Below are 25,316 nucleotides of genomic sequence, written 5' to 3'. Positions count from 1 at the left end.
AAGCTTGATTTTTTACGACCTGTCCTTCATGGTATCTGTGTTGTAACTGTACTGGGTACTATGCCAGTCGTTGCGGAAGCAATTCCGGGCACAATAAAAAAGGAAGTAGCGCAGCAGGCTCAGGTAATCAGAGGTGTGATTACTGACGAAAAAGGCGTGCCCCTGCCAGGAGCTACTGTTGTTGTAGTGGGTACTTCTGTTGGTACGGTATCGGACGCAAATGGAGAATTTATGCTTTCGGTGCCAGATGGATCTACCTCGCTTAGTGTTTCCTTTATTGGATACCAGAAGGTGGAGGTTAACATTGAAAACCAGACAAACCTTAACATTTCACTTAGCCCGGATTTAGAACAGCTTGATGAGCTGGTGGTGGTGGGCTATGGTGCGCAAAGCAGAAAAGAAATTACAGGGGCTGTTTCTTCGGTTAATCCTGGCGAGATAAGCTCTTTGCCCACCGCCAGTGTTGAGAAGATGCTGGATGGCAGAGTGCCCGGGGTGCAGGTATTAAGCGATAACAGTCCTGGTGGTGGTGTTACCCTTCGCGTTCGTGGCTTTGGCACCATCAACAACAACGACCCGCTCTATGTAATTGATGGTGTGCCTGTTACCAGTGGCTTGAATGTCATCAATCCGGCAGACATAGAAACTTTGCAGGTACTAAAGGATGCTGCTTCAGCTTCTATTTATGGGTCCAGAGCAGCAAATGGCGTGGTGGTTATTACCACGAAGAAGGGAAATTCCGATCGTACTGTTTTCAATGTAAATGCTTATGCAGGGGTTCAGCAGGCATTTAATCTGCCCCGTATGCTAAATGCACAGCAATATGGCGATATGCTTTGGCAGGCAGCCAGAAACGACGGAGGCATACCCGGAAACGACATTTATGGAACAGATCCTGCCGGTGCAGTAATCCCTGCCTGGTTGAATGATGAACAGACGATACCTGGATCAGATGTAGACTGGGTGAAGGAAATATTCAGGCCCGCGGCTGTGCAGTCTTATGATATAGCAATATCAAAGGGAGATGAGAAAGCTAGTCATGCACTTTCGCTCGGTTATTTCAATGAGGAAGGTACTATTAAATACACCGGCTTTGAAAGATTCTCTGCCCGATTTAACTCCAGTTATAAAATAAGAGATATTATAACCGTTGGTGAAAACTTTACCGCTTCTTTAACACGCACGGTTGACGTAGGTACCAACAGCTCTCTGGGAAGTATCGTGTACAATGCGTTCCAGTTTCCTTCTATTGTTCCGGTAAGAGATATAAACGGCAATTATGCAGGCAACCCCCTTAACGACATAGCTAACCCGCTGGGCACACTTGACCGTGCAAAAGACAATGTTAAGAAAAGGCTTTCTGCCCTGGGAAATATATATGCAGGTGTGGAGCTGGGAGATCTTGAATTCAAAACTAACCTGGGCCTTGATTACCAGAACTATAGTTACAGGGGCTTTTCACCGGTGTACGATGAGATCCTTTCCCAGAATAATGTAAATTCTTTAAGTACCAACAACAGCTTTAACTATCAGCTTACCTGGTCAAACACCCTTAACTATCAGCGGAAATTTGGCAGGCACAACCTGGATGCCTTATTAGGCCAGGAGGCTATTCAGTATTATTACGAGGGCTTTTCTGCCTCCCGCCAAAACTTCTTGTATGAAGACCTGAACTTCCGTTATCTTACCTATGGCGCAGATAACCAGCTGAATACAGGAAGCGCAAGCCAGTGGTCTTTGCTTTCTTATTTTGGTAGGATCAATTACAATTTTGACCAGAAATACCTGCTGGGCCTTACGCTGAGAAGGGATGGTACCTCCCGCCTAAGCGAGAATAAATGGGGCACCTTTCCGGCAGTATCTGCCGGATGGCGCATCAGCGATGAAGCCTTCTTTAACACAGGTTCTTTTCTGAGCTCCTTAATGCTGCGTGCCAGCTGGGGGCAAACAGGTAACCAGCAGGTGCCTTCTTATTCTACTGTTGATAGTTACTATAACAACGCCAGGTATTCAGATTACGCCATCGGCGGCGGCCAGGGCTCAGTATCGCAGGGTTTAATCCAGACCAGGGTTCCTAATACAGACCTGGCCTGGGAAGTTACACAACAATCTAATGTAGGAATAGACCTGGGCCTGTTTGACCATATGCTCGCTTTCACAGCAGACTTTTATCATAAGGTAACTGATGATGTGCTGGTGTATTCTCCCATACCACCAACCTACGGCGGTACAAACGATGGTACCTGGATCAATGGTGGCCAGATGAAAAATACCGGCCTGGAAGTAGCCCTGAACTACATTGGCAAAGCAGGAGAACTTGATTATACCTTAGGTCTGAATGCGGCAACCTATCGGAACAGGCTTACGGAATTAAATGGTATTTCTTATTTAGGCATTCCTACCTCTTCGCTGCATAGCGTAAACTTTGGGCAGGAAATTACCAGAAGTACCGTAGATCAGCCAATCGGATCCTTTTTTGGCTACCAGGCCGATGGCATCTTTAAGAATGCAGAAGAAGTGGCAGCTTATGGCATGCAGCCTAATGCCCAGCCTGGTGACCTGAAGTTCCGGGATGTAAATGGCGATGGTGTGCTGAACGGTGACGACCGTACCTTTATCGGTTCTCCTCACCCTGACCTTACAATGGGCTTAAATGTTGACCTCCACTATAAAGGCTTCGACCTGAGCATGTTCTTTAATGGAAGTTTAGGGAACGACATTTATAACCTGACAAAGTATAAAACTGAATTCTTTAACCAGGCCTCCTACAATAAAAGCGCTGCGGTGCTGGGTGCCTGGACTCCAGAAAACCCAGATGCCACCATTCCCCGCGTAACCCTGGATGATCCCAATAACAACATCAGACCGTCGTCTTACTACCTGGAAGATGGCTCCTATTTTAAGCTGAATAACATGCAGCTGGGCTACAATATCCCTGAAGGCAGTATTGGAGGCATGAATATTAGAGTGTACCTGCAGGCTTCCAACCTGTTTACCATTACCAACTACAGTGGCATGACCCCTGAAATTGGCCTGCAAAATTACTCTTCGAGCAACCGGAATTTAGATATAGGTGTGGACCGCGGGATCTATCCTCCCGCCAGAACCTTTGTACTGGGTGCTAATGTCAAACTTTAATCAATCCTGAAGATGAATCTTTTTAAACCTACCTATACTTTAAAATCAATTGCTGTAGCCCTTGTGGTATGCTTTTCTTCCTGCTCCGATGATTATCTGGACGAAGTGACCTACGGAGAAATTGCTCCTACGGAAATGACCAGCCCGGAAAACGTGGAAAAGGCCATCATTGCGGTTTACAGCTCTCTGAATGGCCAGTACGATGGCTCCAGCAGCGCCTTTAACTCGCCAGCCTCAAACTGGAGCTTTGGAGATGTTGTTTCTGATGATGCCTATAAAGGAGGAGGGGGCACCGGCGACCAGAATAACATTCACCTGATGGAAATATTCAGTACAAACCCAACCATTATAGATATTGAGCGAAAATGGGTGGCGCTTTACGAAGGGGTAAAAAGGGCTAATGAAGCCATGCGGCTGTTGCAACGTTCGGAAACCTTCGATCCGGCACTGAAAGAAGTCAGGATGGGGGAGCTGTACTTCCTTAGAGGGCATTACTACTTTGAGCTGAAAAAGATCTATAACAGGATTCCCTATATAGATGAAACAGCTGCCACCGTAAATGATTATGCGGTATCGCATACCCAGTATACCTCAGAGGAGCTGTGGGATAAAATAGAAGAAGACTTTGCAAATGCCTATGAAAGGCTGCCTGACAACCAGGAGGAGACCGGCCGGCCCGTTAAAATGACGGCCCAGGCATACCTGGCAAAAACCTATATTTTTCAGGCGCAGTGGCAGGATGCTCTGGATGCTGCTAATGAGGTGATCAATAGTGGCAGGTATAGCCTGCTGCCGAATTTCAGAGATGTTTTTCTGCCGGAAAATGATAACAGCGCCGAAATTATCTTTGCCGTACAACACTCTGTGCTGGATGGCGCTCCTGATAACTATAATGGCAGCATAGGAGATCGTTTGTCTGCGCCGGGTGGTCCTTTTTATTCACAGTACGGTTTTCACCGTCCTTCCCAGAACCTGATCAACGCCTACAAGACCAACCAAAATGGTATACCGGTATTAGACAATATTAATCTTGCCGAAACAGACTTTGTAGATCCACGGCTGGACCATACCGTTGGCAGGCCGGGCATTCCTTACCTGGACCTGGGCATCTTATATGAGGCAAACTGGGCACGCGATCTGGCTACCTATGGTCCTTTTGCACCCAAAAAGCGGATAGTATCTGCAAACTCTCCCTACCAGATCGACACCTGGCCCTACATCAGCGCCCTTAACTACTACATTATCCGCTATGCCGACCTGCTACTCTGGAAAGCCGAAGCCCTGGTAGAGCTGGGTGATCTGGAAGGCGCCAGAGCTGTTGTAAACCAGGTAAGAGAAAGAGCCCGTGACAGCCAGTATGTGATGAATCTGGAGGGCACGGCACCCGCTGGCAACTACAATATTGAGGTATATAATACCCCATGGACCGAACAGGCCGCTGCCCGTGAGGCAGTACGTACAGAGCGCAGGCTGGAATTAGCCATGGAAGGTCATCGTTTTTTTGATCTGGTTCGCTGGGGAGTGGCAGCCGAGACGATCAACAGCTATCTGGCGGTGGAGAAAACAAGAAGAACCCACCTGACCAATGCTAATTTTGTGGAAGGCACCCATGAATACTTCCCCATCCCACAAAAGTATTTTGATGTAATGCAAAGCATGCAGAAGTAAAACGACTGTTTTGATAATTTCAACTATGACAGGTGGCTGTTTGCAGAGGCCGCCTGTCATTTTCTTGTTTTCACCTACCACACTTCATGCGAATCCTGTCAATCTTAGCTGTTGCAATTTTAGCTGTTGCAATTTTATTTAGCTGCCAGGGGCCTAATCAGGTTTCAAACCAAGTGCTGCCGTCTGATAGCAGCAGCTCCCCTGCAGAAAAGGTGAATGTTTTCCTGGGCTCCTCAGGAGACCATGGGCAGCTCTCTCCAGCGGCTTCCTATCCTTTTAGCATGCTGAGCGTAGGCCCCCAAACCTATCCCTCCACACACACTGGTTATGAGCACCTGGCGAAGCAGTTTTTAGGCTTTACCCATAATCGCTTTGAAGGCGTAGGCTGCCTGGGCAGCGGGGGTAATATCCTGGTGAAACCATTTCTTGGCGATGATCCTGCTGCATCGCAGCTCATCAAAGCAGGGGAAACTGCAGGTCCAGGTTTTTACAGTGTAGGTTTTGAAAATAAGATCAAAGCTGATTTTGCTGTTTTCAAAAACACGGGCATGCACCGCTATAGCTTTCCTGTAGGCAGAAAAGGAGTTTACATAGATTTAAGCCATGCTTTCGTAAACCGCTTTGTGGGGGAAGCACACAAGCTGAGCGGGAATGCCATCAGCGGCTGGATTGAATCGGAAACCACCTGTAGCGCAGGCACTTACCGGCTCTACTACTATATGCAGTTCCGGCAACCCGTAAACTGGATCACGCTGGATGCGCATAAGCTGATTGCCTCGCCTGATCAGGAGCAGCAGGTAGTAGAGCTTGATATTGCCTTCTCTTCCGTAGATACCGCTTATGCGAAGGCAGCTATTGCAACAGGCTCGTTTGAGGCGCTTAAACAGAAAAGCACGAGCGACTGGAATCAGCTGTTGGGCCGCATTGCCGTGAAGGGGAATCCGGTAAGAGAAAAGCTTTTTTACTCACTGCTTTACCGTGCCATACAATCACCCTACGTGGTTTCGGAAGCGGATGGAAAATACAGGGCCATTGATGGTTCCCTGCAAACCGCCGGTAACACCATGTACAACGGCTGGGCCATCTGGGACAATTATAAAACGCAACTGCCCCTGCTATCCTTCGCTTACACGGATAGGTTTCAGGACATTGCTACCTCCATCGCTAACCTGTATCCCTATGGCAAGAAAGATTTTGCAACAGCCCATGAACCTTCTAACACTGTTCGTACAGAACATGCAATTGTAGTGCTGCTGGATGCCTACCGCAAGGGCTACAAAATAGATTTTACACCTATCCTGGACTCCCTCAGACAGGAGGTGGACAGGCTGGATTATGCACATCCTGACAAAGCACTGGAGTCTTCTTATGATGCCTGGGCATTAGGCCAGATTTTGCAGGAGCTGAAGCAGGATGAGCTTAGTGAGCAGTACATGCAAAAGGCCCTGGCGTATAAGGGGCATTGGGAGAAAGACTTCAAAGACCTAAGCCGTGACGATGTAAATAAGATGTCGGCCCGGGGCATGTACCAGGGCACGATCTGGCAATACAGGTGGTCTGTTCCCTTCGATATAAAAGGACTGAAGGAACTGGCCGGAGGGGAGCAGGTCTTTATCAGGCAGCTCGACGAGTTCTTTGGGAATGACTACCATAACCGCGCCAATGAGCCCGACCTTCAGGTGCCGCTACTGTATAATACCACATCAGCCCCATGGAAATCACAGGCACTGCTGCACCAGCTGGCTGTAGATACCGTGGTACAGCACTACTTCAACGACAACAGCCGCGGTATTGGCTCTTATATCGGCCCTATTTATAAAAATGAGCCACAGGCTTACTTGCGCACCATGGATGATGATGCCGGGGCAATGTCTTCCTGGTTTGTCTTAACCGCCCTGGGGGTTCATCCTGCCTGTGTAGGCTGGCCGGTATATTACCTCAATGTTCCGCTATTTGAATCAGTAGCAATACAATTGCCAGCCGGTAAAACCTTTACCATCGAGGTGGAAAATTATGCCGAAGAAAACTACTACATCCAGCAAGTAACGCTAAATGGCAAAAAACTGGAGCGTAACTGGCTAACGCATCAGGAGATTGTGCAGGGTGGTGAGTTAGTTATTACCGCCTCGGGTAAACCTAATAAAGACTGGGGCATAAACAATCAGTGGATCCCCGGCCTGGTTTTCACACCATAATCCCCTAATCCCGACTTGTTCATGAGCAGGGGATTGACTAAAGATACACATCAGAACAATCAACACATATAAAAACAGTAAAGCGCACAGTCAGAATTATATGAACTACAAGAAACGATTATTCAGATTTTTGGTGATTGCTATCATAGGCTTACTCGGGATAGTAGACAGCGCACTTGCCCAGGAGAAGTCCATGTCGGAAAGTGCTCCGGCAGCCTTTCCACATCAAACAGTACTCTATAAGACATTTAACTTGCTGGAAGTGATAGATAAGTCTAAAGTGCTAAAGCAGGAAGTAGCGCAAAACGAAGTGTTGAAAAGTATTGCAAAGCAGTATTCAGAAAGGGTAGAAGGCACTTTAGGTGGCTGTAAGGAAGCTGGCTGTTTAGCCACCGCCCTCAAGTGGAGCGAAACTGAAATTGAGGCTATTAATCAGGAACTCCAGAGCATGTTCTCTAAGGGCTCTCTTTTCAAAACAGCACTTACCAGGGCACTTCAGGAAGAAGCTTATGGATTAAAATATGGCGGAACAGTGGATACGGTGATGATTAGAAAAGCCTGGAGAGATACCGCATTAGGCCTGAATCATATCCTGGATGTGTATATGGGAGGAAAGGGCGCCAGGTATCCGGCCATAGATTCTATTAGTTTCAAAACCACTGACCAAAAATTTGTACAGCTAATCAGGCAGGGCATAGCGGCAAAAGTAACAGGGCGGGATAAGAAAGCAGTATTTTATGATCTGCCTGTATATGCAGCCTTAAAGGCACTGGAGCTGAATGGGAGAGATGAAGCAGCCCGTTATGAGCCACTGGCGGAAGGATATAACAAAAAGCCTTATCAGGCGATAAAGCAGACTGACTGGGACAGCTATCCTTATAGCATGATTCTGGTACTTGGCCACGGCCCGGAGGACCCTGCCATCGCCCTGGATGCAGGCGCAGCACATTACTGTGAGGTTGCCGCCAGCATGTACAGGGAAGGCGTTGCGCCTTTTATCGTAGTATCCGGCGGCAATGTGCATCCCTATAAAACACCCTACAACGAAGCGGAGGAAATGAAGAAATATTTGGTACAGGCGCTGGGTATTCCCGACGAGGCTGTTTTTATTGAACCACATGCCCGCCACACCACTACCAATCTGAGAAACGTAAGCCGCATGATATACCGTTTTAATATTCCTGATCATAAGCCTGTACTGACACTGACCAATCCTGCTCATAGTAAATATACCCTGAACATTAAGGACAGGTGCATGCAAGAATTAACCTACCTGCCGTTCCGGGATATGAAAAAGATAAGTGACGAGACAAACTCATTTTTCCCTGTAGCGGAATCATTGCGCGTAAACCCATACGAGCCGCTGGATCCTTAATATGACGCAGCAACGAGGAGTTCAGTCAAAATCCGCTAAGGGGAAGCAAAGCAGGATATTGTGGAGGGGCCGCCCGAGAACCTGGAATAACAGGCTGGAGGCGGCTATCTTTTTTTTATGTGTAGCCATGAGAGGAAAATATAAAATGCTATGCAGCAGATGCATAATCTTTTCTAACTTTCCCATTAAAGAAGGTGGGCCAGCAAATCACTCAAAATCTTTAGCTGTGTTAACTTTTGTACAGTTTTCTGGGGAAAGTCCAATCATAGTGGAAAAAAAACTCAATAACAGCCCACCTCCTTCCAACTCTTTTCCCTAATTATCTTAACCTTAGTAAATTTCTTTCAGAATCTTTTCACTAAGTAAACAAATCCAAACCTTCTGAAGTCATCAGTATGGCGAATGTACTTTTAGCCAAATCAGCCTGCTGATAAAGTTGTGAGGTGGAGTACACTGGCTGCTTGATATGTAATTTTTTCGCAGGCGGACTTGTAGTGCTGCCTGTATTTCAACGCAGGCCCCATGGAAACAAAAGCACTTAAACGACCAGCAGTTATCTTTTTTGATGTAAATGAAACGCTGCTGGACATGCAGCCCCTTAAGGAAAAAGTAAGTCAGGCCCTGGATGGCCGCAAAGAACTGGCCTCCCTATGGGTAACAACCATGCTCCAGTACGCGCTGGTGGATACGGTAGGAGGCCAATACCATGAATTTGATGAGATAGGAGCAGCAGCCCTGCAAATGGTAGCAAGTAAGAACAACATTTCCATCACGGAAGAAAAGGCAAAGGAAACGCTTAAACCCATGCGATCGCTGCCTGCCCATCAGGAGGTGCCCGGTGCACTTTCCAGGCTTCAGGAAGCAGGCTATACCCTGGTAACCCTTACCAACTCAGCCAATCAGGCGCTGGAGGAGCAAATGACTAATTCAGGTCTGAAGCAGTATTTTCAGCGCTTGCTAAGTGTGGAAGATACAGGCATCTACAAACCTCATAGCCGTGTGTACAGTTGGGCAGCCCGTAAAATAGGAGTACGCCCAGAAGAAAGCCTGATGGTCGCTGCCCATGGCTGGGACATAGCAGGTGCTAAATGGGCAGGGTGGCAGGCCGCCTTTATTGACAGGCCTGGCCAGACCCTTTACCCGCTATCGGAAAGTCCGGAAATAACAGTACCCTCTCTAACAGAGTTAGCAGATATACTGATTGCCCTGGAGAAATAGTGCCTGTATCTTCAGAAAGTAAAGCTACGAGAGGCCTTCTTCTAAAACAGGCAAATGCTTAGCATCATGCACTTGCTTTGTTGCCCCGAAATCCTGCAAAGACTTTCCGGACCAGCACCAAAACTTTTTCGATGATGGCACCCAAAATTAATCCTCCCAGTGCACATACCAGGGCCTTGGCCAACCAGGCAAGGATGGGGATGTGAGACAGGGAATGCTCCAGATCATCCAGGGCATGACTGGTAAAAGGGATGCCGTGGGCAATAATTTCTGCACCCACCCATAACATGGCGGCAGTTCCGATATAGCCGAGAATCTTTAAGAAGTGGGGCATGAATTTTACAATACCGCTCCCGATTTTTCTGACCTGTGGGCGGTTGTTTTCTTTTGCCATGTGCAGCCCAATATCGTCGGCTTTAACGATCAAACCTACAAACCCATAAACGGCTATTGTGATGAAAACAGCCACGCAAATCATAATCACAATCTGGCTTACCAAAGTTTGCTCAGCTACTGTTGCATAGGTAATGGCCACTATTTCACCGGAAAGAATCATATCTGTACGAACTGCACTACTTATTCTTTCCTTTTCCAGTTCTTCAGGGGTGATTACTTTCAGGTTATCCCCAGGGATATGAGCTGCATCAGTATGATGTTTGCTGAACATGGAGTGGACTTTTTCATAGCCCTCAAAGCATAGATAGGCACCCCCCAGCATCAATATTGGAGTTATTGCCCAGGGAGCAAACAAGCCCAGGATCAGGGCCGCCGGGCTTAAAATTAGCAGCTTATTGATCAATGATTTTTTTGCGATCTGGAAGATGATCGACAACTCGCGGGAGGGATCGAGGCCCACTACATATTTTGGTGTTACTGCCGCATCATCAATAACAATGCCTGATACTTTTCCCGTAGTTCTTGCAACCTGCGTGGGAACATCATCCAGGCTTGCCGCGCTGACCTTCACCAGGGCGGATACGTCATCTAAAAGAGCGAGAAGTCCAGAAGCCATTATTTGTTTAGTATGTTAAATCAGACATATTTTCCTGTAGACCGGTGCTGTAATTTACCCCCAGAAGCCAGGAGTGAATTACAGCCTTATTCAGCATGACAAAGAAAGCAAAATTGATACAAACTATGCTATTCCCTTATGATTCCTGGGGTGAAACTATCAGCTTAATTTCCTGCAAAACCAGAACCACCTAACTGCAGTCGGTGCAAACAGCAGTAAATCTATCTATTGTAGAAGAGTATAACTTCATAGGTGTTTGCCTCACCAGCACCAGCAAAGTATAAACAGGCATAGTGCAGTATGCAAAAATAACTGCTAAAAAGCGGTACAAGATGTTTACCCAATGTGGATTTTCCCGTTATAGTATAGGTGATTTTTTACACTACAGCCCTTTTTTAACCATGAATGTACTAACTCCTGTTCTTGACTTTTTTACAAGAACAAAACCAAAACAAAAGGATTACAAGCTATCGATTCTTACCTCCGAAAAAGTGTTTTTAGATAATGGTTTCTACAAAATAAAGGATGAATATTCAAAGAACAGTCAGGTGGTAACGCTGTGTAAAGTTGAAGATGGAGAAGACTTTGCGAACAAAAAAGCTGCAGCTATCATCAAAAAAAGCTTTGACGCCTATATGTATAGCTTTGTCCAGAATCCGTTTAAAGCACAAAAGCGTTTAAGCTAATCGGGCTTCCAATATCTGGTACATTACATTAATACTGCGCCTCATCAACATGATGTGAGGTGTAAGGAGGGGGGCTGTGTTCAATGAAGATGTTGGCACAGCCGTATTGTAAACAGTATTGATTCTCTTATTTCGATTTAATTGCTAATGGCCAATGTCAGCTATATTGGGGGTTGGCAGACAGCAGGGCTACTGTCTGTGATCTTTTTCAGCCACAATAAACTGCAAATCTGATGCCAGTCAGACTTATATGTTTTTTAAGCTTTCTGAATCATGGAAGCACCAGCCTGGTACGCCTGCATCCTGCCTCCGGCTTGCTACAGATTCGTGGTATTGAAGGTATCACCCTCCTCCAGCTTACCCGACTCAAAGCCTTTACGGAACCAGCGTACGCGCTGCGCTGAGGTGCCATGGGTAAAGGCATCAGGCACTACATATCCCTGCGAACGTCTTTGAAGCCGGTCATCGCCAATAGCGTTAGCGGCATTGAGGGCTTCTTCTATATCGCCTTCCTGCAAAATATTGAATTTGTCCTGGGCATGGTGGGCCCACAAACCCGCAAAATAATCGGCCTGCAATTCCAGCCTCACAGATAATTGGTTGTATTCCTGTTCTGAGAGGCTCCTTCGCTGTGACTGTACCTGTTCTGAGATTCCCAGCAGGTTTTGCACATGATGACCTACCTCATGAGCTACTACATAGGCCATGGCAAAATCTCCAGGGGCTTCCAGCTGCCTGAGTTGATTGTAGAAGCTCAGGTCGATGTAGATTTTGCGATCGGCAGGGCAATAAAATGGTCCGGTAGCAGACTCTGCAGTACCGCACGCCGACTGCACAGCATCTGTAAATACCACCATATTCGGCTCTTCGTAGGTTGAGCCCCTCTCTCTGAATATTTCCTGCCAGACATCCTCTGTATCTGCAAGGGTAACCGTTACCAGCTCATACAATTCTTGTTCTTCAGCAGTTGGCTCGTAAGTACCAGATGCGCTATTCTGATCCTGTCCTGCCTGGTCTATTACAGCACTCGGGTCTCCACCCAACAGAAGGTACAGCACGATCATGATAGCTCCACCAATACCACCCCCGACTGCCAATTTACCCCTGGACATGCCTCTGCGGTCTTCAACATTTGAACTGGATCTGCGGCCTTTGTATCTCATGATTATAAAATATGAGTATAAAATAAAAATTACTACTGGAATGTTTCGAGCCGCCGTGCCATACTATAGCGCTACAGAAAGTAGCATCAGGAGTTCCCTTAGTAACAAAATGCCTGTGTATTATACTGAACACCAGAATATACTTTTGTTTAACCCAGCTTCAGCAGCTTACCCTAGTTTTGGGGCAGGCATGGAAGTGGCTTGTTCCCAGGCCAAAAATGAAAAGACATCATGCCTGCTTACCAAAGTAGGGAGTATGAGGATTGGAAGTATAGTTGGTTTACTGTAAGGATACTTGCTCCCGAATTCTGCTAATACACTTACTCCAGATGCTCCTTAAAAAAGTCTATCGTACGCTTCCAGGCTAGGGCTGCAGCAGCCTGATCATAGCGAGGGGTGGTGTCGTTATGAAAGCCATGGTTGGCATTCGGGTACATATAAGCGGTATAAGCTTTGTTGTACTCTTTCAGGGCTGCCTCATAGGCAGGCCAGCCTTCGTTCACCCGGGTATCAAGTTCTGCAAAATGGAGCAGGAGAGGGGCCTGTATTTCTGGAACATCTTCTGGTGCCGGCTGGCCGCCATAAAAAGGCACTGCCGCTGCCAGATCAGGAATACGGACGGCCATCATGTTTGATATCCAGCCACCAAAGCAGAAGCCAACTACGCCCACTTTGCCATTGCAGTGCTGGTGGCTTTTTAAATAGTCATGGGCAGCGATAAAATCTTCGAGCATTTCATTGCGATCACGCTTGCTTTGCAGTGCCCGGCCGTCGTCATCATTACCAGGATAGCCACCCAGTGGTGTTAAGGCATCTGGCGCCAGGGTGATAAAACCTGCCAAGGCAGCTCTTCTCGCTACGTCTTCAATGTGAGGATTCAGCCCCCTGTTTTCATGCACTACTACAATGCCTCCCAGCTGTCCTGTTGTATCTGCCGGTTTTGACAAGAGCGCCTTTATGGTTCCACCCCCTTTAGGAGACTGGTATTCTATGTACTCAGATTTTATTCTGGGATCCCCTTCCTTGATTTGGATGGCACCCTTGTAGTCGGGCATGATAAAACTAAGCAGCGAGGCAACAGTAAGACCCCCAACTGCATAGGCAGAAAGCTTTTGTAAAAAATCACGCCTGTCTATTCTACTGTGGGCGTAGTCGTCGTAGAGGTCAAACACTTCCTGTTTGATATCGGCTTTGCTGATTTCGCTCATAAAAAAGAGGTTTATAAAAATGCCGGTGCACTGGTAAATGTATCAGGGAAGGAGCCAAGAGTGGGGAGCCATCTTTTGCATCGTTCACCGCCGCTGTTCAAAATACTAAAATTTATGCGTAAATATTCATACAATTAAAAAGGAGCCTGCTATTCTTTAAACTTCTGCAACTGGCATGTATGTGGTGCACCTACTGGTTAAGCTCATGCAGTTGCTCATCAGTTCCTTACCATTTCCGGGCGCATGCTGCTAAGCCGTACATCCTGGTAAAGGCGATTTGTGCTCCTGGTGCAGTTTTCGCAGCTGTGGGGCCCTGCCATGGATGATCAGGCAGATACAGGGGAAGGTGAATTTTGTAGCACGATTACCCTATTGACTGACACAGCTGCTAGGGCTGTACCCTGCTTCGTTTCATGAATTCTTACTAAGCCTCCACCCTTTAGATGAACAGTTGTAGCTTCAGAAACTTTGTTGATTTAGCTAAAATCTATAGGTGCATAAGTTTAATCGATTTTATCGATGAAGGTAAGGCAGCTACTTTTGTCCAGAGTAATCACAACCAATAAGCCTGGAACATGAACAAACTCTTTAATACTGTTGCTTTAAACGATTATTTGCATTCGCTGAACAGGTAGGAACAAAATAACTCAATGAAAAACCTGCTGGCCGGCATGCGCAGGTAACAGAAACAGAGAGGGAAGTCCGGAAGAAGATGATTGTTCACTTATATCGGGCAGACCAAGATTTTGGGAGCCATCTGGCCAGGAGGCCTGGCTTTAAAATGGCAGATTTTAGAGTGTAGGCAGCCGGACGATACAAACTGATGATTCACAAGGGGAGAGCAATTTAGGGGCTCTCCCTCTTTAAGCTAAGCTAAGGATTCTATATTATGCAGTTACAGTTACGTTACATTTCCATTTCTCACCAAAATGCTTCCATAGCCATCCGGCAACTTTTCCATCTTTCAGATGCGGAGCAGCTGGACTTCTTTCGGGCTGTACAACTGAGCTTTCAAGATATCCGGAGCCTGATGGTAGTGTGTACCTGTAATCGGATGGAAGTTTACTTTGAATCACAGGATACCTGTAGTAGCTCCATGCTTTCCTTTCTTCTTAGCCGAAAGGGTTTAACAGAGCGAGCGGATGAGCTAAGCAGCTATTTCTTTCAATCCGAAAACACCATTAGTACAGCCTACCATCTGTTAAAGGTAACTAACGGGCTGGACTCCCGCATTTCAGGCGATGCCCAGATTATTCAGCAGGTAAAGAGCGCATTTATGCAGGCCGTGCAGCTAAATATGCAGGGAAAATTGCTGGAACGAAGCATTCAGGCTGCATTCAGGCTACACAAAAAAATTTCGAACCAAACCGCATTTCGTTCAGGCACCGTATCCTTCGCTTATTTGAGTCTGAAGAACATTCAGGCAGTATTTGGCAAAGAGGCCCTTAGGCAGAAACGCCTGCTTATTGCCGGGGCAGGAGAAATAGCCGAGGAAGTGGCTAAATACTCTGGCAGGTTTGCTTTTAAAGAAGTAGTGATAGCCAACAGAACAGAAGCAAGGGCAGCCGAGCTGGCCAAAAAATACAACCTTCAGACAACAGCATGGGAACTGCTTGAAAGCCATAGGCTGGAAAACTTTGATGCCATTATTTCCTGTGTGAGCAACCGCAGTCATTTAATTAAGAGTGGGTACTTTCAGGGACTGGGGAAAAAAGTTGTTTTAATAGACTTGGCCATGCCAGCCAACCTCCAAAAGCCCGCTGCTCCCCTGGCAGAGGTGCAGCTGTTCGACCTCGATACGCTTGCAGAAGTAAAAGATACCAACGAAGAAAACAGGTTACTTGCCCGAACAGAAGCTGAAAAGCTGTTATTAGAAGAAGTTGACCTTTTTACAGAGTGGGTAAATAATATTCCTGTTCACCAGGCGCTCAGGCAGTTTCGTTCCGGAATGGAAGATGAAATCAGAGGCTTTCTGCTGCATAAGTATAAAACAGATCTGCCGGAACACCTGATCGCAGAAATCAGTACTTCCCTTGCCCGAAAAATTAGCCGTAAGCCTGCCAAGGCCTTGTCAGCGCAAGTCCATAACGGCCAGGTCAGGGACTATTTAAAAGTGTTTAGTGAGTTATTTTGAATCCGGCTTTTCAGTTGCATTAGGCTGTGTCTGACGAATACCCCCCGCCTAAAAGAACCTTTGTCGGGTGCAAAATTCATCATTTTTAGATCCAAAAGTATTCATGGAATTTGTTAGCTAAAAACAGGAATGTTGAGATGTTTTATGTCCATGAAGCTGTAGTGAACAACTCAGCTTCATGGACTTTTTTTATGCTTTTTCCTGATCGTATTTTACAAAAGAAGCATGGAAAGAATGAGGAACAGTAAAGCAGCTTGAAAGCACCTACTCACTAAACTTTGAGATACACTTTCTTGGCTTCTGTTGTCTGCTTGTTAAATGGGGTCTGGCTGCGCGCAGGTGTGGCCTTCTCTTTCTTTGACTTTTTCTTTTTATTCCACCATACCAAAAATCCTGTAACAGGCAGGCTGGCACAAATAAGGCTGATAAAGAAAGCGAGCACTTTGCCCGGGAAGCCTAAGGCAGCGCCAATGTGGATGTCGTAATTGAGCATGTCCAACTGGTCGGCAAAACTGGCTTCTGAAAACCTGTCTCCCTGTGCACGGTATAGCTCCAGGGTATACTGATCGTAGTAGTAGGTATTGTGGTTATACCAGGATCCCATATCCTGGTAGGCGATTATTTCAATGGCATCCTCTTTATCTTCCAGTGTGGGTGTCATGTACATGCCCTGTGCGTTGGGTTCCTGTGCCAGGGTTTTGTACCAGGCCTGATCGAGCACCGGTACAGTACTATTTGCCAGCCCCCCTGCTTTTGTTGTATCGGAATGCGGATGGTGATGCCCTGGTTTAAGCTCGCCACCTGAAGTAACATAATACAGAGAATCGGCAAACCACTCAAAGCTCCATACCAGGCCGGTAACAGCAAGTACAAAAGCCAGTATCAGGCTGTAAAAGCCCAGTACATTGTGCAGGTCATAGTTAATGCGCTTAAAACTGCCGTTCCACTTAATTTTAAAGCTTTTCTTATAGTTGGCTTTGTTCCACTTTTCGGGCCACCACATTACCAGGCCTGTGATCAGCAACACCACAAATATAAGCGTACACACGCCTACAACAGGACGGCCAATATCGTAAGGTAACCACAGGGCACGGTGCCCATCAATGATAAAGCGGAAAAAGTTAAACTCGCCATTCCCGAGCATTTGCTGTTTATACAGGAATTCTCCAGTATAAGGATTCATGAATATGGCTGTAAAGCTGCGCTTGCCATTTTCGAAGGAGCTAAAGCCAACGGCGGCGGCACCTTCTGCATTGCTGTAGGTAAGGCCGGTAGGTGTTTTGCCCGGCATGTACAACTGCGCAGTATCCAGCAGCTGGCTGGGGGGTACAAAGGGTTTGTCCTGCACTTCCACAAAGCGCCAGGGCTCTAAGGCATCACTAATTTCCTGTTGAAAAGCATAAAAACAGCCTGTGATGCTGACAATAAATACCACTATTCCTGAAACCAGGCCCAACCAGAGGTGTAGCCAGTCATTCAATCGTCTTAAAGTGCTCTTCCTGTTCCTGTCTTTGCTTTTCATAGGATTCTGGGAGGTAGTTTAAACAGAAGCACTACCAGCGATATCTTATGAAGATATGGCTGGTAGTGAAGGTCTGGAGGAGGTTATTACAATTTAAAGAACCCTGCTACAAAATTGGCTTCTACTTCTGCACCTTTAGTAGCTGTGTGGTTCGCCACATCTATTCTATATACATAAGTGGCCGTAGCTTCCGGAACAGTAATGTACACGTAGTTTCCATCATGAAGCGCTGCCAGTCTGCGACCGCTTCCAGAATGCTCAGGGAGCCCATCGATATAGGTCACTGTTTTGGCATAAAGATCTACGATAGCTGAACGCAGGGGGCCGTCACTCCACCTGGCCTGGTTGGCATTGTCAGCCGTATTGATTTCCGCAAAAGCTTTTCCATTGCCTAAATACATCAGGTGGGAGATATTTTTTCCGCCGGTAACTTCTTCCACATCAAAGAAATAGTCCTGATCGAACTCCATTTCACCGCTGTTAATACGCAGAATACCACCGTCTTTGGTTGTCTGGCTGTAACCATTAGCAGGATTGGAATGTGAAACGGCATAAACATCGCCCTGCTCATCTTGGATGAGACCTGTTTTTGTGTTGAAGCCACCGATAGGTCCGGTACGGGTATCTTCTATCACCTGCAGAAATTCCAGCTCAGGATAAGAATAAACCGCCACCACTGCTTCATCGGTATAAGGGGTATCATAAGTGGTGGGATCGCTGATGTAGTAGCTTACAAATAAGTGGTCGCCACTGACCTGCATGCCTGAGTAAGAGGGAGCGCTAAGATCGGTAATATCTGAAACCGGATGCTGTTTGGTGCTGGTAACCCTTACAGTGTTGGCGTCGATGGTGTGGAAGCGTACCACATCTGAAGTGGAAGACAACTCGAGGGCTACAAGTGTATTATCGTCGGCTTTTACAATGTCGGCAAGGCTGTTGGCAAAAGACACATCGCCTATTTGGGTGAGGTCACCGCTTTCATTTTGGGTAATTCCTACCACATTTACATCGCCTAAACCACCAAGGCTGTAAATAGTGTTGTCAATTTGCCTGAAATCAAAATAACCAGGTTGTTCTATGCCCTGGCCTACGGCAGAGAGCGTACCACTCATCACATCCTCAAAGGGTACGGTATAATAGGTATAAGTATTGTCGCTTCCCTGTACGGCAAGGGATAGTACAAATGGACTTTCGCCTGCAGCTGGTGATGGTGTATCGTCATCATTATCGCAGGAGGTAAAAACAGTGGCAGCAAAGAGGCTCAGGAGGGGCAGTGACAGCTGCTTTAAATTTATTGAAAACATAGTGGTTGTATTAGGGGTGTGTTGAGTATTGATATTTACTTATGATCAGAGAACATATCTTAGCTTGACATAAAAGGCACGCCCGGGCTTCTGTAAATAGTACCTATCGTAAAGCCTGGCATCGGTGAGGTTACGGCACTCCAGGGCAACATTGTATTTGCCCTCGTTTAAACTGTAAGAGAGCTCCAGGTTATGCGATGCCTGTCTGGGAATCACTTTTTTGTTGTTAGTGGAACCCAGCTCAGCCCAGCTTAAGAAGTACTGTTCTACAAAATTGTAGTAATAATTGAGGTTTAAGGCTGATTCCTGCAGCCCAACATCTTTGAAACTAAGGCCTGCGTTGGCATTGGCAAACAGATAAGGTGTATTAGGTAGACGGTAGCCTTTTTGGAAATTTCTCTGGTACCCGGTGCCGGTATATGACTCGTTATAAATAAAGTCGGCCTGGTCTGTAATATTCTGATAGGTGATGTTGCCGCCCAGGCGCAGGGTTTCCCGCCACAGATACTGAATGCTGCCTTCCACTCCCAACGTTCGGGTTTCATCTAAATTATCGAAATAGGTTTCAGGGCTGGCTACCTGCACCACCTGGTAAATCAGGTCTTCTGAGTTGCGGTAAATAAAGCTGCTTTCCAGGTTAATGTGGTGATCTCCCCGCAAGGTAAACTGATAGGCTGCCCCAATATTCAGGTTGTTGCTTTGTTCAGGGCCCAGATCAGGATTTGCCTGGGTAAACAAACCATTGCCAAAAAATTCAGTAGCCAGGGGCATCCGATACGTATGCTCGTAAGATGCTTTTAGCTGAAGCTTGGGGAGCAGGAAGTACGTACTGGCAAATCCATAACCAACATTGTTTCTTGTTACTTCTATGGCTTCGGTCCGTTGGGTGGGCAGCGCAAAATCAAACTGTTTGCTGGTTTCTGCTTTCTGCAAAAAAAGCTTGCCAAAAAGGGTAGTGCTCCACTTTTTACTGGGGTCAAACTTATAGGCAAGCCCTACAACCTGTTTGGTAAGCGACCTGGGGAACTGATTTTCTGGTTTGTCGGGGTGCTCCCTGTCAAAGATTTCTCTTTTAAAATAGGAGAGGGAGTAGTTAAACGCCAGTGAATGTTTGGGCGTGATAACATAGCCTGTATTTAACTGGCTGGTGAACTCGTCATCCGTCATGGTAGTAAAGGTTCTGGCGCTGATGTATTCTCCGTTGGTAGAGCCGGGAGTATAGATAGCTTCTCCTAACCAGTTATAGGTAACGCCCTTCAGTGTATCTGCTATAACAGACTTAGTATTGTTATAGGCGCTGTAAAGGCTAACATTCAATCCTTTTATAAAAAGATTGTCTTTGCTGTAGCGCAGCGTGGGCACCAGGGTTTGGCTGTTGCGGGTAAGGCCACCATAAGCACGAGCCATCGTAGTCCCTGTTTGCACCTGTTGGTCGTTAGCAGAGGCTATAATGCCAATCAGGAGGTTATCGGCCCACTTCCGGTCTACCCAGCCGGTTTCAAGCTTTACAAAGCCGGATTGGTAGCGGTCATGAAATCTTTCCACTTCCGTCCATCCATCCACATTGCTGCCAGCTACAATGGGTACCCATACTTTGTAGTTGTTGTCGGAGTAGTTGTAATTAAGGCTGCCTCTGAAGGTAAAGCCATTGTTATGGTTGGTGTATGCCCCACCAAGCGATGCCCGGTGTGTATTAAAGGAGCCAAAGGAATAGGAGGCATCCAGGAAATTGTTCTTTTGGTTGGTAATGATGTTTACGGCGCCACCCAGGGCATCGGTACCCAGCCAAACCGGAACCACGCCCTTATACACCTCAATTCTCTCAATGGTATTAATGGGAAGGTTGCCAATGCTAAGCGAAGAACCAAAATTATCCATCGGAATGCCATCCAGAAAAAATTTCACCTGGTCTCCGGAAAAGCCATTCAGGGTAAAGCTCAGGTTAGATCCCAGCCCACCTTCTTCAAGAATCCTTACGCCTGATACCCGGTTTAGTACATCCCTGGCATCGGAAGTGCTGTTGTAAAGGTCTTTGGCAGAAATTGCGGTTACTGTAAAAGGCTGTTCATTTACCTCACGAACAAGGGATTTACCCGTCACTTCTACTTCATTGAGCAGAGCAATATCTTCCTTCAGGTTTATATCTACCTCTGCTTTTTGTGCTGCCTTTAGCTGCAGTGTTTTTTCCTGCGCTTCAAAGCCTACAAACGACACCTGCAACACATAACTACCTGCCGGTATATTGCTGATTTGGAAGCGGCCTTCTGTATTGGTTACGGCACCAATGCCTGTATTCTTCAGCATTACCGTAACGCCAACCAGGGCATCGCCGGAGGTAGCGCTTACTTTTCCATAAACACTCGCCCCATCCAGACCTTGGCTCCAGAGTCTGTTGGAGAAACAGATAAATGCCAGAATACCAATTACTAATGTTAAGGGTGCATTCAAAGCTTTAAAGCCGTTTAGAGTTATTTAGTGGCGTAAAGCTAGAGCAGAAAATTGAGAAAGAGAAATTATTTAGAATTAATCTAAATAAAATTAGCCACAATTTCTGCCTATACAATCTATACTGCACTTACCTTAAAAGGTAGATTTGATAGACCACACGCTTTGGTCTTGTAGGTGTAATTGCGTTCGTCTGGAGTGGAAGAAAAAAGCTGTTTACAAGTATTTATATATGAATATAGTATTCTGCTGTTCTTGATGAAGGTGTGGCAGGACAGTACAGGACAGCTAAGTTTGTATAGTTTTATACATTAAAAAAATATTATTTACTCACTAAAGCCCAGAGAATGTACACAATACTTCAGTAACACAATCTGGGAAAGTGACTGGGACAATGATAATCAGGAATGCCAATCACATTTTTGTGAGAGAGTTTGTAGCCACTAACCCTAGTTCCCCTTTGTTTGGGCAAGTGATATCTACTGAAAATCCACCGGAAGGCATTACCGTTCCCAGCAGGGCCTTCTGTGCCTACCAGTCTAAGGTCGCACCCCTTTCATTCATCCTGTTAATCTCTATGCAAATCCTGCACCTTAGCATTATTACTATAGAATGAGAAGAGTTAAAAATTTTGTTGTGTTTGTGCTGGCGCTAACCCTTTCCGTCAATGGAACCTTTGCGCAGAAGACATCCTATAAGTTTGATTTTGGTACCGGAGGAGTAGCAAAAGGATACACTGGGGTTTCCTCAAGGGATGTTTACACAGAAGAAAGCGGATACGGATTTGACTTTGGCACCAGTGTACAGCATGTAGATCGTGGCGGGAGCGATCCGCTTAAGAGCGATTTTGTGACCGGTGATCAGCCTTTCTATTTTTCTGCCAAAGTGCCGGAGGGTAATTACAAAGTAACCGTTACACTGGGTGACCAAAAAGGAGAAACAAGAACAACCATAAAAGCCGAATCGCGGCGCCTGATGGTGGAAGACCTGCAGACGGAACGGGGACAGTTTGTAACGAAAACCTTTATCGTCCACATTAAAGACAGAAGGATTGACGGGGAGAAAGAGGTAAGGCTCAAAACAAGGGAACTCACCAAGCTTGACTGGGACAATAAGCTTAGCCTGGAGTTTGATTTAGCAACCGCTGTCAGCGCCCTGGAGATTGAAAAAGTCGATGACCAGATCACAGTTTTCCTGGCAGGAAACTCCACCGTGGTAAACCAGGAGGAGGAACCATGGGCTTCGTGGGGCCAGATGATCACTCGTTTTTTCAAGCCGGGGGTGGCCATTGCCAATCATGCGGAGTCGGGATTATCCCTGGGCAGTTTTATTGGCAGTAACAGGCTGGAGAAGATCATGAGCGTGATAAAACCGGGAGATTGGGTTTTTGTAGAATTTGGCCATAACGACGAAAAGGAAAAAGGCCCCAATGACGGTCCCTATAAATCCTACACCGAACGTTTGCAGCTGTTTGCCAGAGAGGTAAAAAAGAAAGGGGGGCACCTGGTTATCCTCACGCCTACAGCCCGCAGATCCTTCAATGAGAGAGGAGAGATGGTAAACTCCCATGGGGACTACCCGGATGCTGCCCGGAAGGTGGCCCAGGCAGAGCAGGTGCCACTCATTGACCTCACGGCCCACACCACAGCCATGTACGAAGCACTTGGGGTGGAGGGCTCAAAGAACGCTTTTGTGATCTATCCGGAGAAAGGCCTGAAGGATAATACCCATTTTAATCCATACGGAGCCTATCAGATTGCCAAGATAGTGGCTGAAGGCATCAGGGCGAACAAGCTCCCTTTGGCAGACTACCTGGTAGATATGCCTGCTTTCGATGCCAAAAAGCCCGATCCTTTTGAAGGCTTTCACTGGACCCCGAGTCCCCAGGCAAGTGTAGTGAAACCCGATGGTAACTAGCCAGACAGGTTGCCGCCCTGTTTGTGGAGGATGTTAAAGCGCAGAAATTACCTTTATCCCTATTATTTGAATAGCATAAGCCAATGTAGCATGAGAAAAATCTCCTCTTTACTATTCCTATGTTTTTACCTGCTGATGGTCCAGTCAGCAACTGCGCAGAATGCGCCGGCTCCGATAAAGCTGATAGATTTTGTGCTGACCCCAAGCGCTGCAGACTGGAAATACAAAATAAACCAGCAGGCCACGCTGCAGGTAACCGTTCTGATAAATGATGTACCCCTGAAAGATGCAATATTACCTATGCATATGGACCTGAAATGCTGCCGGTAGAAAAATACAACGTATGAAATACCCTATTCTTTGCTTAATGCTCCTTTTTTCCCTTGTTTTTTTCGCCTTTCAGCAGGTGAAGAATAAGGTTATGCTCAACGAAATACAAGTGGAGGCACCCTTTGCTATGCCTGCTATCAATGTTCCTGATTTTAGCCAGTGCAGGAGGATGCCTATCACTGATTATGGAGCCATTCAGGGGGATAAGGATAAAACAACTATAGCCATTGCCAGTGCGATAGCAATCATCCATAAGCATGTTAATAACTTTGAAATGAATAAAGACAGGGGCTGAAAAAGGTATGGGAGAAACAAGTAAGCGTTATTGGGTGAGCGGTGCTTTATGGTGTATATTGATCCATTTGCTGCTGTGTTCAGGGCTTCTTGCACAGCAGGATCCTGTATGGGATAATACCGAAAACAGCCACTGGAAGGCTCCTTTCGAGCAGGTGGAAATTCCTTCCACCGCCGATGGTCACCTCCAAAAGGCATTTATGTACAGGTCCGGGAGTACAAGGCCCAAGCCCCTTATCGTGAGCCTGCACACCTGGAGTGGGGACTATACACAGAAAGATCCTATTGCCAAAGAAGTCCTTGCGCGGGACTGGAACTACATCCATCCCCATTTCAGAGGCCCGAATAATACCCCTCAGGCAATGGGTAGTCCTTTGGTGTTGGCAGATATTGAAGATGCCATTCGATATGCTCTGGCAAATACTAATGCAGATCCGGAGGAGGTTCATATCATTGGCGTGTCGGGAGGCGGCTATGCCACCTTACTGGCGTATATGAATGGGAAATACCCCGTGAAATCCTTCTCGGCCTGGGCACCCATTTCTGATATAGAAGCCTGGTATTGGGAATCGGTGGGGCGTAGGCAAAAATATGCCAAAGACATTCTGCAAGCCCTCTCCAGCGACAGCCTACTTCCACAGGCAGAAGCCCGAAAGCGGTCGCCACTGAAGCAAAAGTACCCCGCTGCAGACCGAAAAGATGCTAAACTGTACATTTATGAAGGGGTACATGATGGGTATGAGGGCTCTGTTCCCATTACGCATTCCATCAACATGTACAATCGCCTGGTGGGGGAGCTTAAATGGGGGCTCTCGGACCTGGAGGACATTATGCCAAAAGCAGCTTCCGATCCGGATCTGGTGTCGGAAAAAGAGGTGATCGAGCTGTTGACAAAACGATACAACCCGGACTACGACCCGAAACGGACACTTTTCGGGCGTAACATTTATTTGTACCGGGAGTGGGGCAACATCCAGTTAACTATTTTCGAAGGCGGGCACGAGCAAATTCCCCAGGCGCTTGCCCTGATCCCTTACAACAATACTGCAGCAATCAATGCCAACATTCTTTGCATTGGAGATTCCAATGCCGCAAACAAGGAGGGATGGGTCACCCAGTTGCAGGAGATGATCCCCGAATCAGCGCTGGTCAATATCTCGCGCTCGGGCCGGACCATTGGCTTTGATAATGGAGGAAGGGCAGCGTTGAATGCGCTGAAGAATATTGATGGCTACTTAAGAGAAGCCCGGGAAAGGATAGGAAACAGAAGCTACGATTACATCATTCTATGCCTGGGTACCAATGATACTAAACAGGAGTTTGCCGAAAGACAGGAAGAGGTTGTTGCTAATTTTGAAAAACTATTAAGCAGGATTCAAAAGCACCCCTTGTATAAAAAGGATAAGCCAGGGTTAATTGTTGTAACACCACCCCCCATCAGTGAGACAGATATCGAAGATAAATACCAGGGGGGAAATGCTCGTCTGAGGTCTTTAGTGCCCCGCCTGCAGGCAGTAGCTGAACGAGAAGGCTGCACGGTAGTGGATGTATATCATCCTTTACTGGGTGTGCTCAATTATTATGCACCCGATGGGGTACACATGGTCGCTGCCGGTCAGAAGATCATCGCAGCCAGCATTGTGGATGCCCTGCTGCAATCAGAGCGCCTGAAATAATCGGAGGCCGACTGGATCAGGTTATTAACGT

General features: G+C 46.7%; 17 protein-coding genes. 11 read left to right on the top strand and 6 right to left on the bottom strand.

All coding sequences use genetic code 11. The features are described from left to right. Positions 1-60: 60 nt before the first annotated feature. The 5 genes from KWJ01_RS09800 (at position 61) to KWJ01_RS09780 (ending at position 9,594) form a co-directional block, all read left to right on the top strand. Complete coding sequence (locus KWJ01_RS09800) at positions 61-3,138, top strand: TonB-dependent receptor (RefSeq protein WP_224996256.1); 3,078 nt, start codon at positions 61-63, stop codon at positions 3,136-3,138. Between the two features lie 12 nt (positions 3,139-3,150). Further along, positions 3,151-4,806 (top strand): RagB/SusD family nutrient uptake outer membrane protein, encoded by a 1,656-nt coding sequence (locus tag KWJ01_RS09795; RefSeq protein WP_224996255.1) that lies wholly within the window; start codon positions 3,151-3,153, stop codon positions 4,804-4,806. Between the two features lie 173 nt (positions 4,807-4,979). After that, complete coding sequence (locus KWJ01_RS09790) at positions 4,980-7,001, top strand: glycoside hydrolase domain-containing protein (protein WP_224996254.1); 2,022 nt, start codon at positions 4,980-4,982, stop codon at positions 6,999-7,001. 100 nt (positions 7,002-7,101) lie between these two features. Continuing rightward, positions 7,102-8,376: a YdcF family protein gene (locus tag KWJ01_RS09785; protein WP_224996253.1), complete on the top strand. Its 1,275-nt coding sequence runs from the start codon at positions 7,102-7,104 to the stop codon at positions 8,374-8,376. A 522-nt stretch (positions 8,377-8,898) separates the two neighbouring features. Next, complete coding sequence (locus tag KWJ01_RS09780; protein WP_224996252.1) at positions 8,899-9,594, top strand: haloacid dehalogenase type II; 696 nt, start codon at positions 8,899-8,901, stop codon at positions 9,592-9,594. Positions 9,595-9,658: 64 nt separating this feature from the next. Here KWJ01_RS09780 and KWJ01_RS09775 read toward each other — a convergent pair whose 3' ends face one another. Then, complete coding sequence (locus tag KWJ01_RS09775; protein ID WP_224996251.1) at positions 9,659-10,606, bottom strand: DUF808 domain-containing protein; 948 nt, start codon at positions 10,604-10,606, stop codon at positions 9,659-9,661. Positions 10,607-11,007: 401 nt separating this feature from the next. Here KWJ01_RS09775 and KWJ01_RS09770 point away from each other — a divergent pair, with 401 nt between their 5' ends. Then, positions 11,008-11,292: a hypothetical protein gene (locus KWJ01_RS09770; RefSeq protein ID WP_224996250.1), complete on the top strand. Its 285-nt coding sequence runs from the start codon at positions 11,008-11,010 to the stop codon at positions 11,290-11,292. A gap of 317 nt (positions 11,293-11,609) precedes the next feature. Here the strand turns inward: KWJ01_RS09770 and KWJ01_RS09765 are convergent, their stop codons facing one another. Both KWJ01_RS09765 and KWJ01_RS09760 read right to left on the bottom strand, forming a co-directional pair. Then, a complete protein-coding gene (locus KWJ01_RS09765; RefSeq protein WP_224996249.1) occupies positions 11,610-12,455 on the bottom strand; it encodes a neutral zinc metallopeptidase in 846 nt (281 codons plus the stop codon). A gap of 320 nt (positions 12,456-12,775) precedes the next feature. Next, complete coding sequence (locus KWJ01_RS09760; RefSeq protein ID WP_224996248.1) at positions 12,776-13,663, bottom strand: dienelactone hydrolase family protein; 888 nt, start codon at positions 13,661-13,663, stop codon at positions 12,776-12,778. 889 nt (positions 13,664-14,552) lie between these two features. On the opposite strand from KWJ01_RS09760, the gene hemA reads away from it, so the two are divergent. Then, complete coding sequence (gene hemA / locus KWJ01_RS09755; RefSeq protein ID WP_224996247.1) at positions 14,553-15,797, top strand: glutamyl-tRNA reductase; 1,245 nt, start codon at positions 14,553-14,555, stop codon at positions 15,795-15,797. 271 nt (positions 15,798-16,068) lie between these two features. Here hemA and KWJ01_RS09750 read toward each other — a convergent pair whose 3' ends face one another. From KWJ01_RS09750 to KWJ01_RS09740, 3 genes are all read right to left on the bottom strand, one after another. Continuing rightward, positions 16,069-17,319 carry a PepSY domain-containing protein gene (locus KWJ01_RS09750; RefSeq protein WP_224996246.1) on the bottom strand — a complete coding sequence of 417 codons (1,251 nt, stop codon included), beginning with the start codon at positions 17,317-17,319 and terminating at the stop codon, positions 16,069-16,071. 86 nt (positions 17,320-17,405) lie between these two features. Further along, complete coding sequence (locus tag KWJ01_RS09745) at positions 17,406-18,623, bottom strand: DUF4374 domain-containing protein (protein ID WP_224996245.1); 1,218 nt, start codon at positions 18,621-18,623, stop codon at positions 17,406-17,408. A gap of 45 nt (positions 18,624-18,668) precedes the next feature. Further along, positions 18,669-21,071 (bottom strand): TonB-dependent receptor, encoded by a 2,403-nt coding sequence (locus KWJ01_RS09740; RefSeq protein WP_224996244.1) that lies wholly within the window; start codon positions 21,069-21,071, stop codon positions 18,669-18,671. 609 nt (positions 21,072-21,680) lie between these two features. On the opposite strand from KWJ01_RS09740, the gene KWJ01_RS09735 reads away from it, so the two are divergent. The 4 genes from KWJ01_RS09735 (at position 21,681) to KWJ01_RS09720 (ending at position 25,285) form a co-directional block, all read left to right on the top strand. Further along, the gene (locus KWJ01_RS09735) at positions 21,681-22,985 is read left to right on the top strand and encodes a rhamnogalacturonan acetylesterase (protein WP_224996243.1); all 1,305 of its coding nucleotides are present in this window, start codon (positions 21,681-21,683) and stop codon (positions 22,983-22,985) included. 90 nt (positions 22,986-23,075) lie between these two features. Then, complete coding sequence (locus tag KWJ01_RS09730; RefSeq protein WP_224996242.1) at positions 23,076-23,315, top strand: hypothetical protein; 240 nt, start codon at positions 23,076-23,078, stop codon at positions 23,313-23,315. Between the two features lie 76 nt (positions 23,316-23,391). Further along, positions 23,392-23,610 carry a hypothetical protein gene (locus KWJ01_RS09725; protein ID WP_224996241.1) on the top strand — a complete coding sequence of 73 codons (219 nt, stop codon included), beginning with the start codon at positions 23,392-23,394 and terminating at the stop codon, positions 23,608-23,610. 7 nt (positions 23,611-23,617) lie between these two features. Next, positions 23,618-25,285: a GDSL-type esterase/lipase family protein gene (locus tag KWJ01_RS09720; protein ID WP_224996240.1), complete on the top strand. Its 1,668-nt coding sequence runs from the start codon at positions 23,618-23,620 to the stop codon at positions 25,283-25,285. The last annotated feature ends 31 nt before the right edge of the window (positions 25,286-25,316 follow it).

Source organism: Cesiribacter sp. SM1, from assembly GCF_020178975.1.
Lineage (GTDB): Bacteria > Bacteroidota > Bacteroidia > Cytophagales > Cyclobacteriaceae > Cesiribacter.
The sequence above is the reverse complement of the archived record's forward strand: the minus strand, read 5'-3'. Positions and strand labels throughout refer to the sequence as shown.

What these genes read in the sequence shown, in the direction of transcription:
- KWJ01_RS09785 (WP_224996253.1), top strand. Translation starts at nt 7,102, where the DNA reads ATGAACTACAAGAAACGATTATTCAGATTTTTGGTGATTGCTATCATA.
- KWJ01_RS09780 (WP_224996252.1), top strand. Translation starts at nt 8,899, where the DNA reads ATGGAAACAAAAGCACTTAAACGACCAGCAGTTATCTTTTTTGATGTA.
- KWJ01_RS09745 (WP_224996245.1), bottom strand. Translation starts at nt 18,623, where the DNA reads ATGTTTTCAATAAATTTAAAGCAGCTGTCACTGCCCCTCCTGAGCCTC.
- KWJ01_RS09735 (WP_224996243.1), top strand. Translation starts at nt 21,681, where the DNA reads ATGAGAAGAGTTAAAAATTTTGTTGTGTTTGTGCTGGCGCTAACCCTT.
- KWJ01_RS09775 (WP_224996251.1), bottom strand. Translation starts at nt 10,606, where the DNA reads ATGGCTTCTGGACTTCTCGCTCTTTTAGATGACGTATCCGCCCTGGTG.
- KWJ01_RS09765 (WP_224996249.1), bottom strand. Translation starts at nt 12,455, where the DNA reads ATGAGATACAAAGGCCGCAGATCCAGTTCAAATGTTGAAGACCGCAGA.
- KWJ01_RS09800 (WP_224996256.1), top strand. Translation starts at nt 61, where the DNA reads ATGCCAGTCGTTGCGGAAGCAATTCCGGGCACAATAAAAAAGGAAGTA.
- KWJ01_RS09795 (WP_224996255.1), top strand. Translation starts at nt 3,151, where the DNA reads ATGAATCTTTTTAAACCTACCTATACTTTAAAATCAATTGCTGTAGCC.
- KWJ01_RS09750 (WP_224996246.1), bottom strand. Translation starts at nt 17,319, where the DNA reads ATGAAAAGCAAAGACAGGAACAGGAAGAGCACTTTAAGACGATTGAAT.
- KWJ01_RS09720 (WP_224996240.1), top strand. Translation starts at nt 23,618, where the DNA reads ATGGGAGAAACAAGTAAGCGTTATTGGGTGAGCGGTGCTTTATGGTGT.
- hemA (WP_224996247.1), top strand. Translation starts at nt 14,553, where the DNA reads ATGCAGTTACAGTTACGTTACATTTCCATTTCTCACCAAAATGCTTCC.
- KWJ01_RS09760 (WP_224996248.1), bottom strand. Translation starts at nt 13,663, where the DNA reads ATGAGCGAAATCAGCAAAGCCGATATCAAACAGGAAGTGTTTGACCTC.
- KWJ01_RS09770 (WP_224996250.1), top strand. Translation starts at nt 11,008, where the DNA reads ATGAATGTACTAACTCCTGTTCTTGACTTTTTTACAAGAACAAAACCA.
- KWJ01_RS09730 (WP_224996242.1), top strand. Translation starts at nt 23,076, where the DNA reads ATGAGAAAAATCTCCTCTTTACTATTCCTATGTTTTTACCTGCTGATG.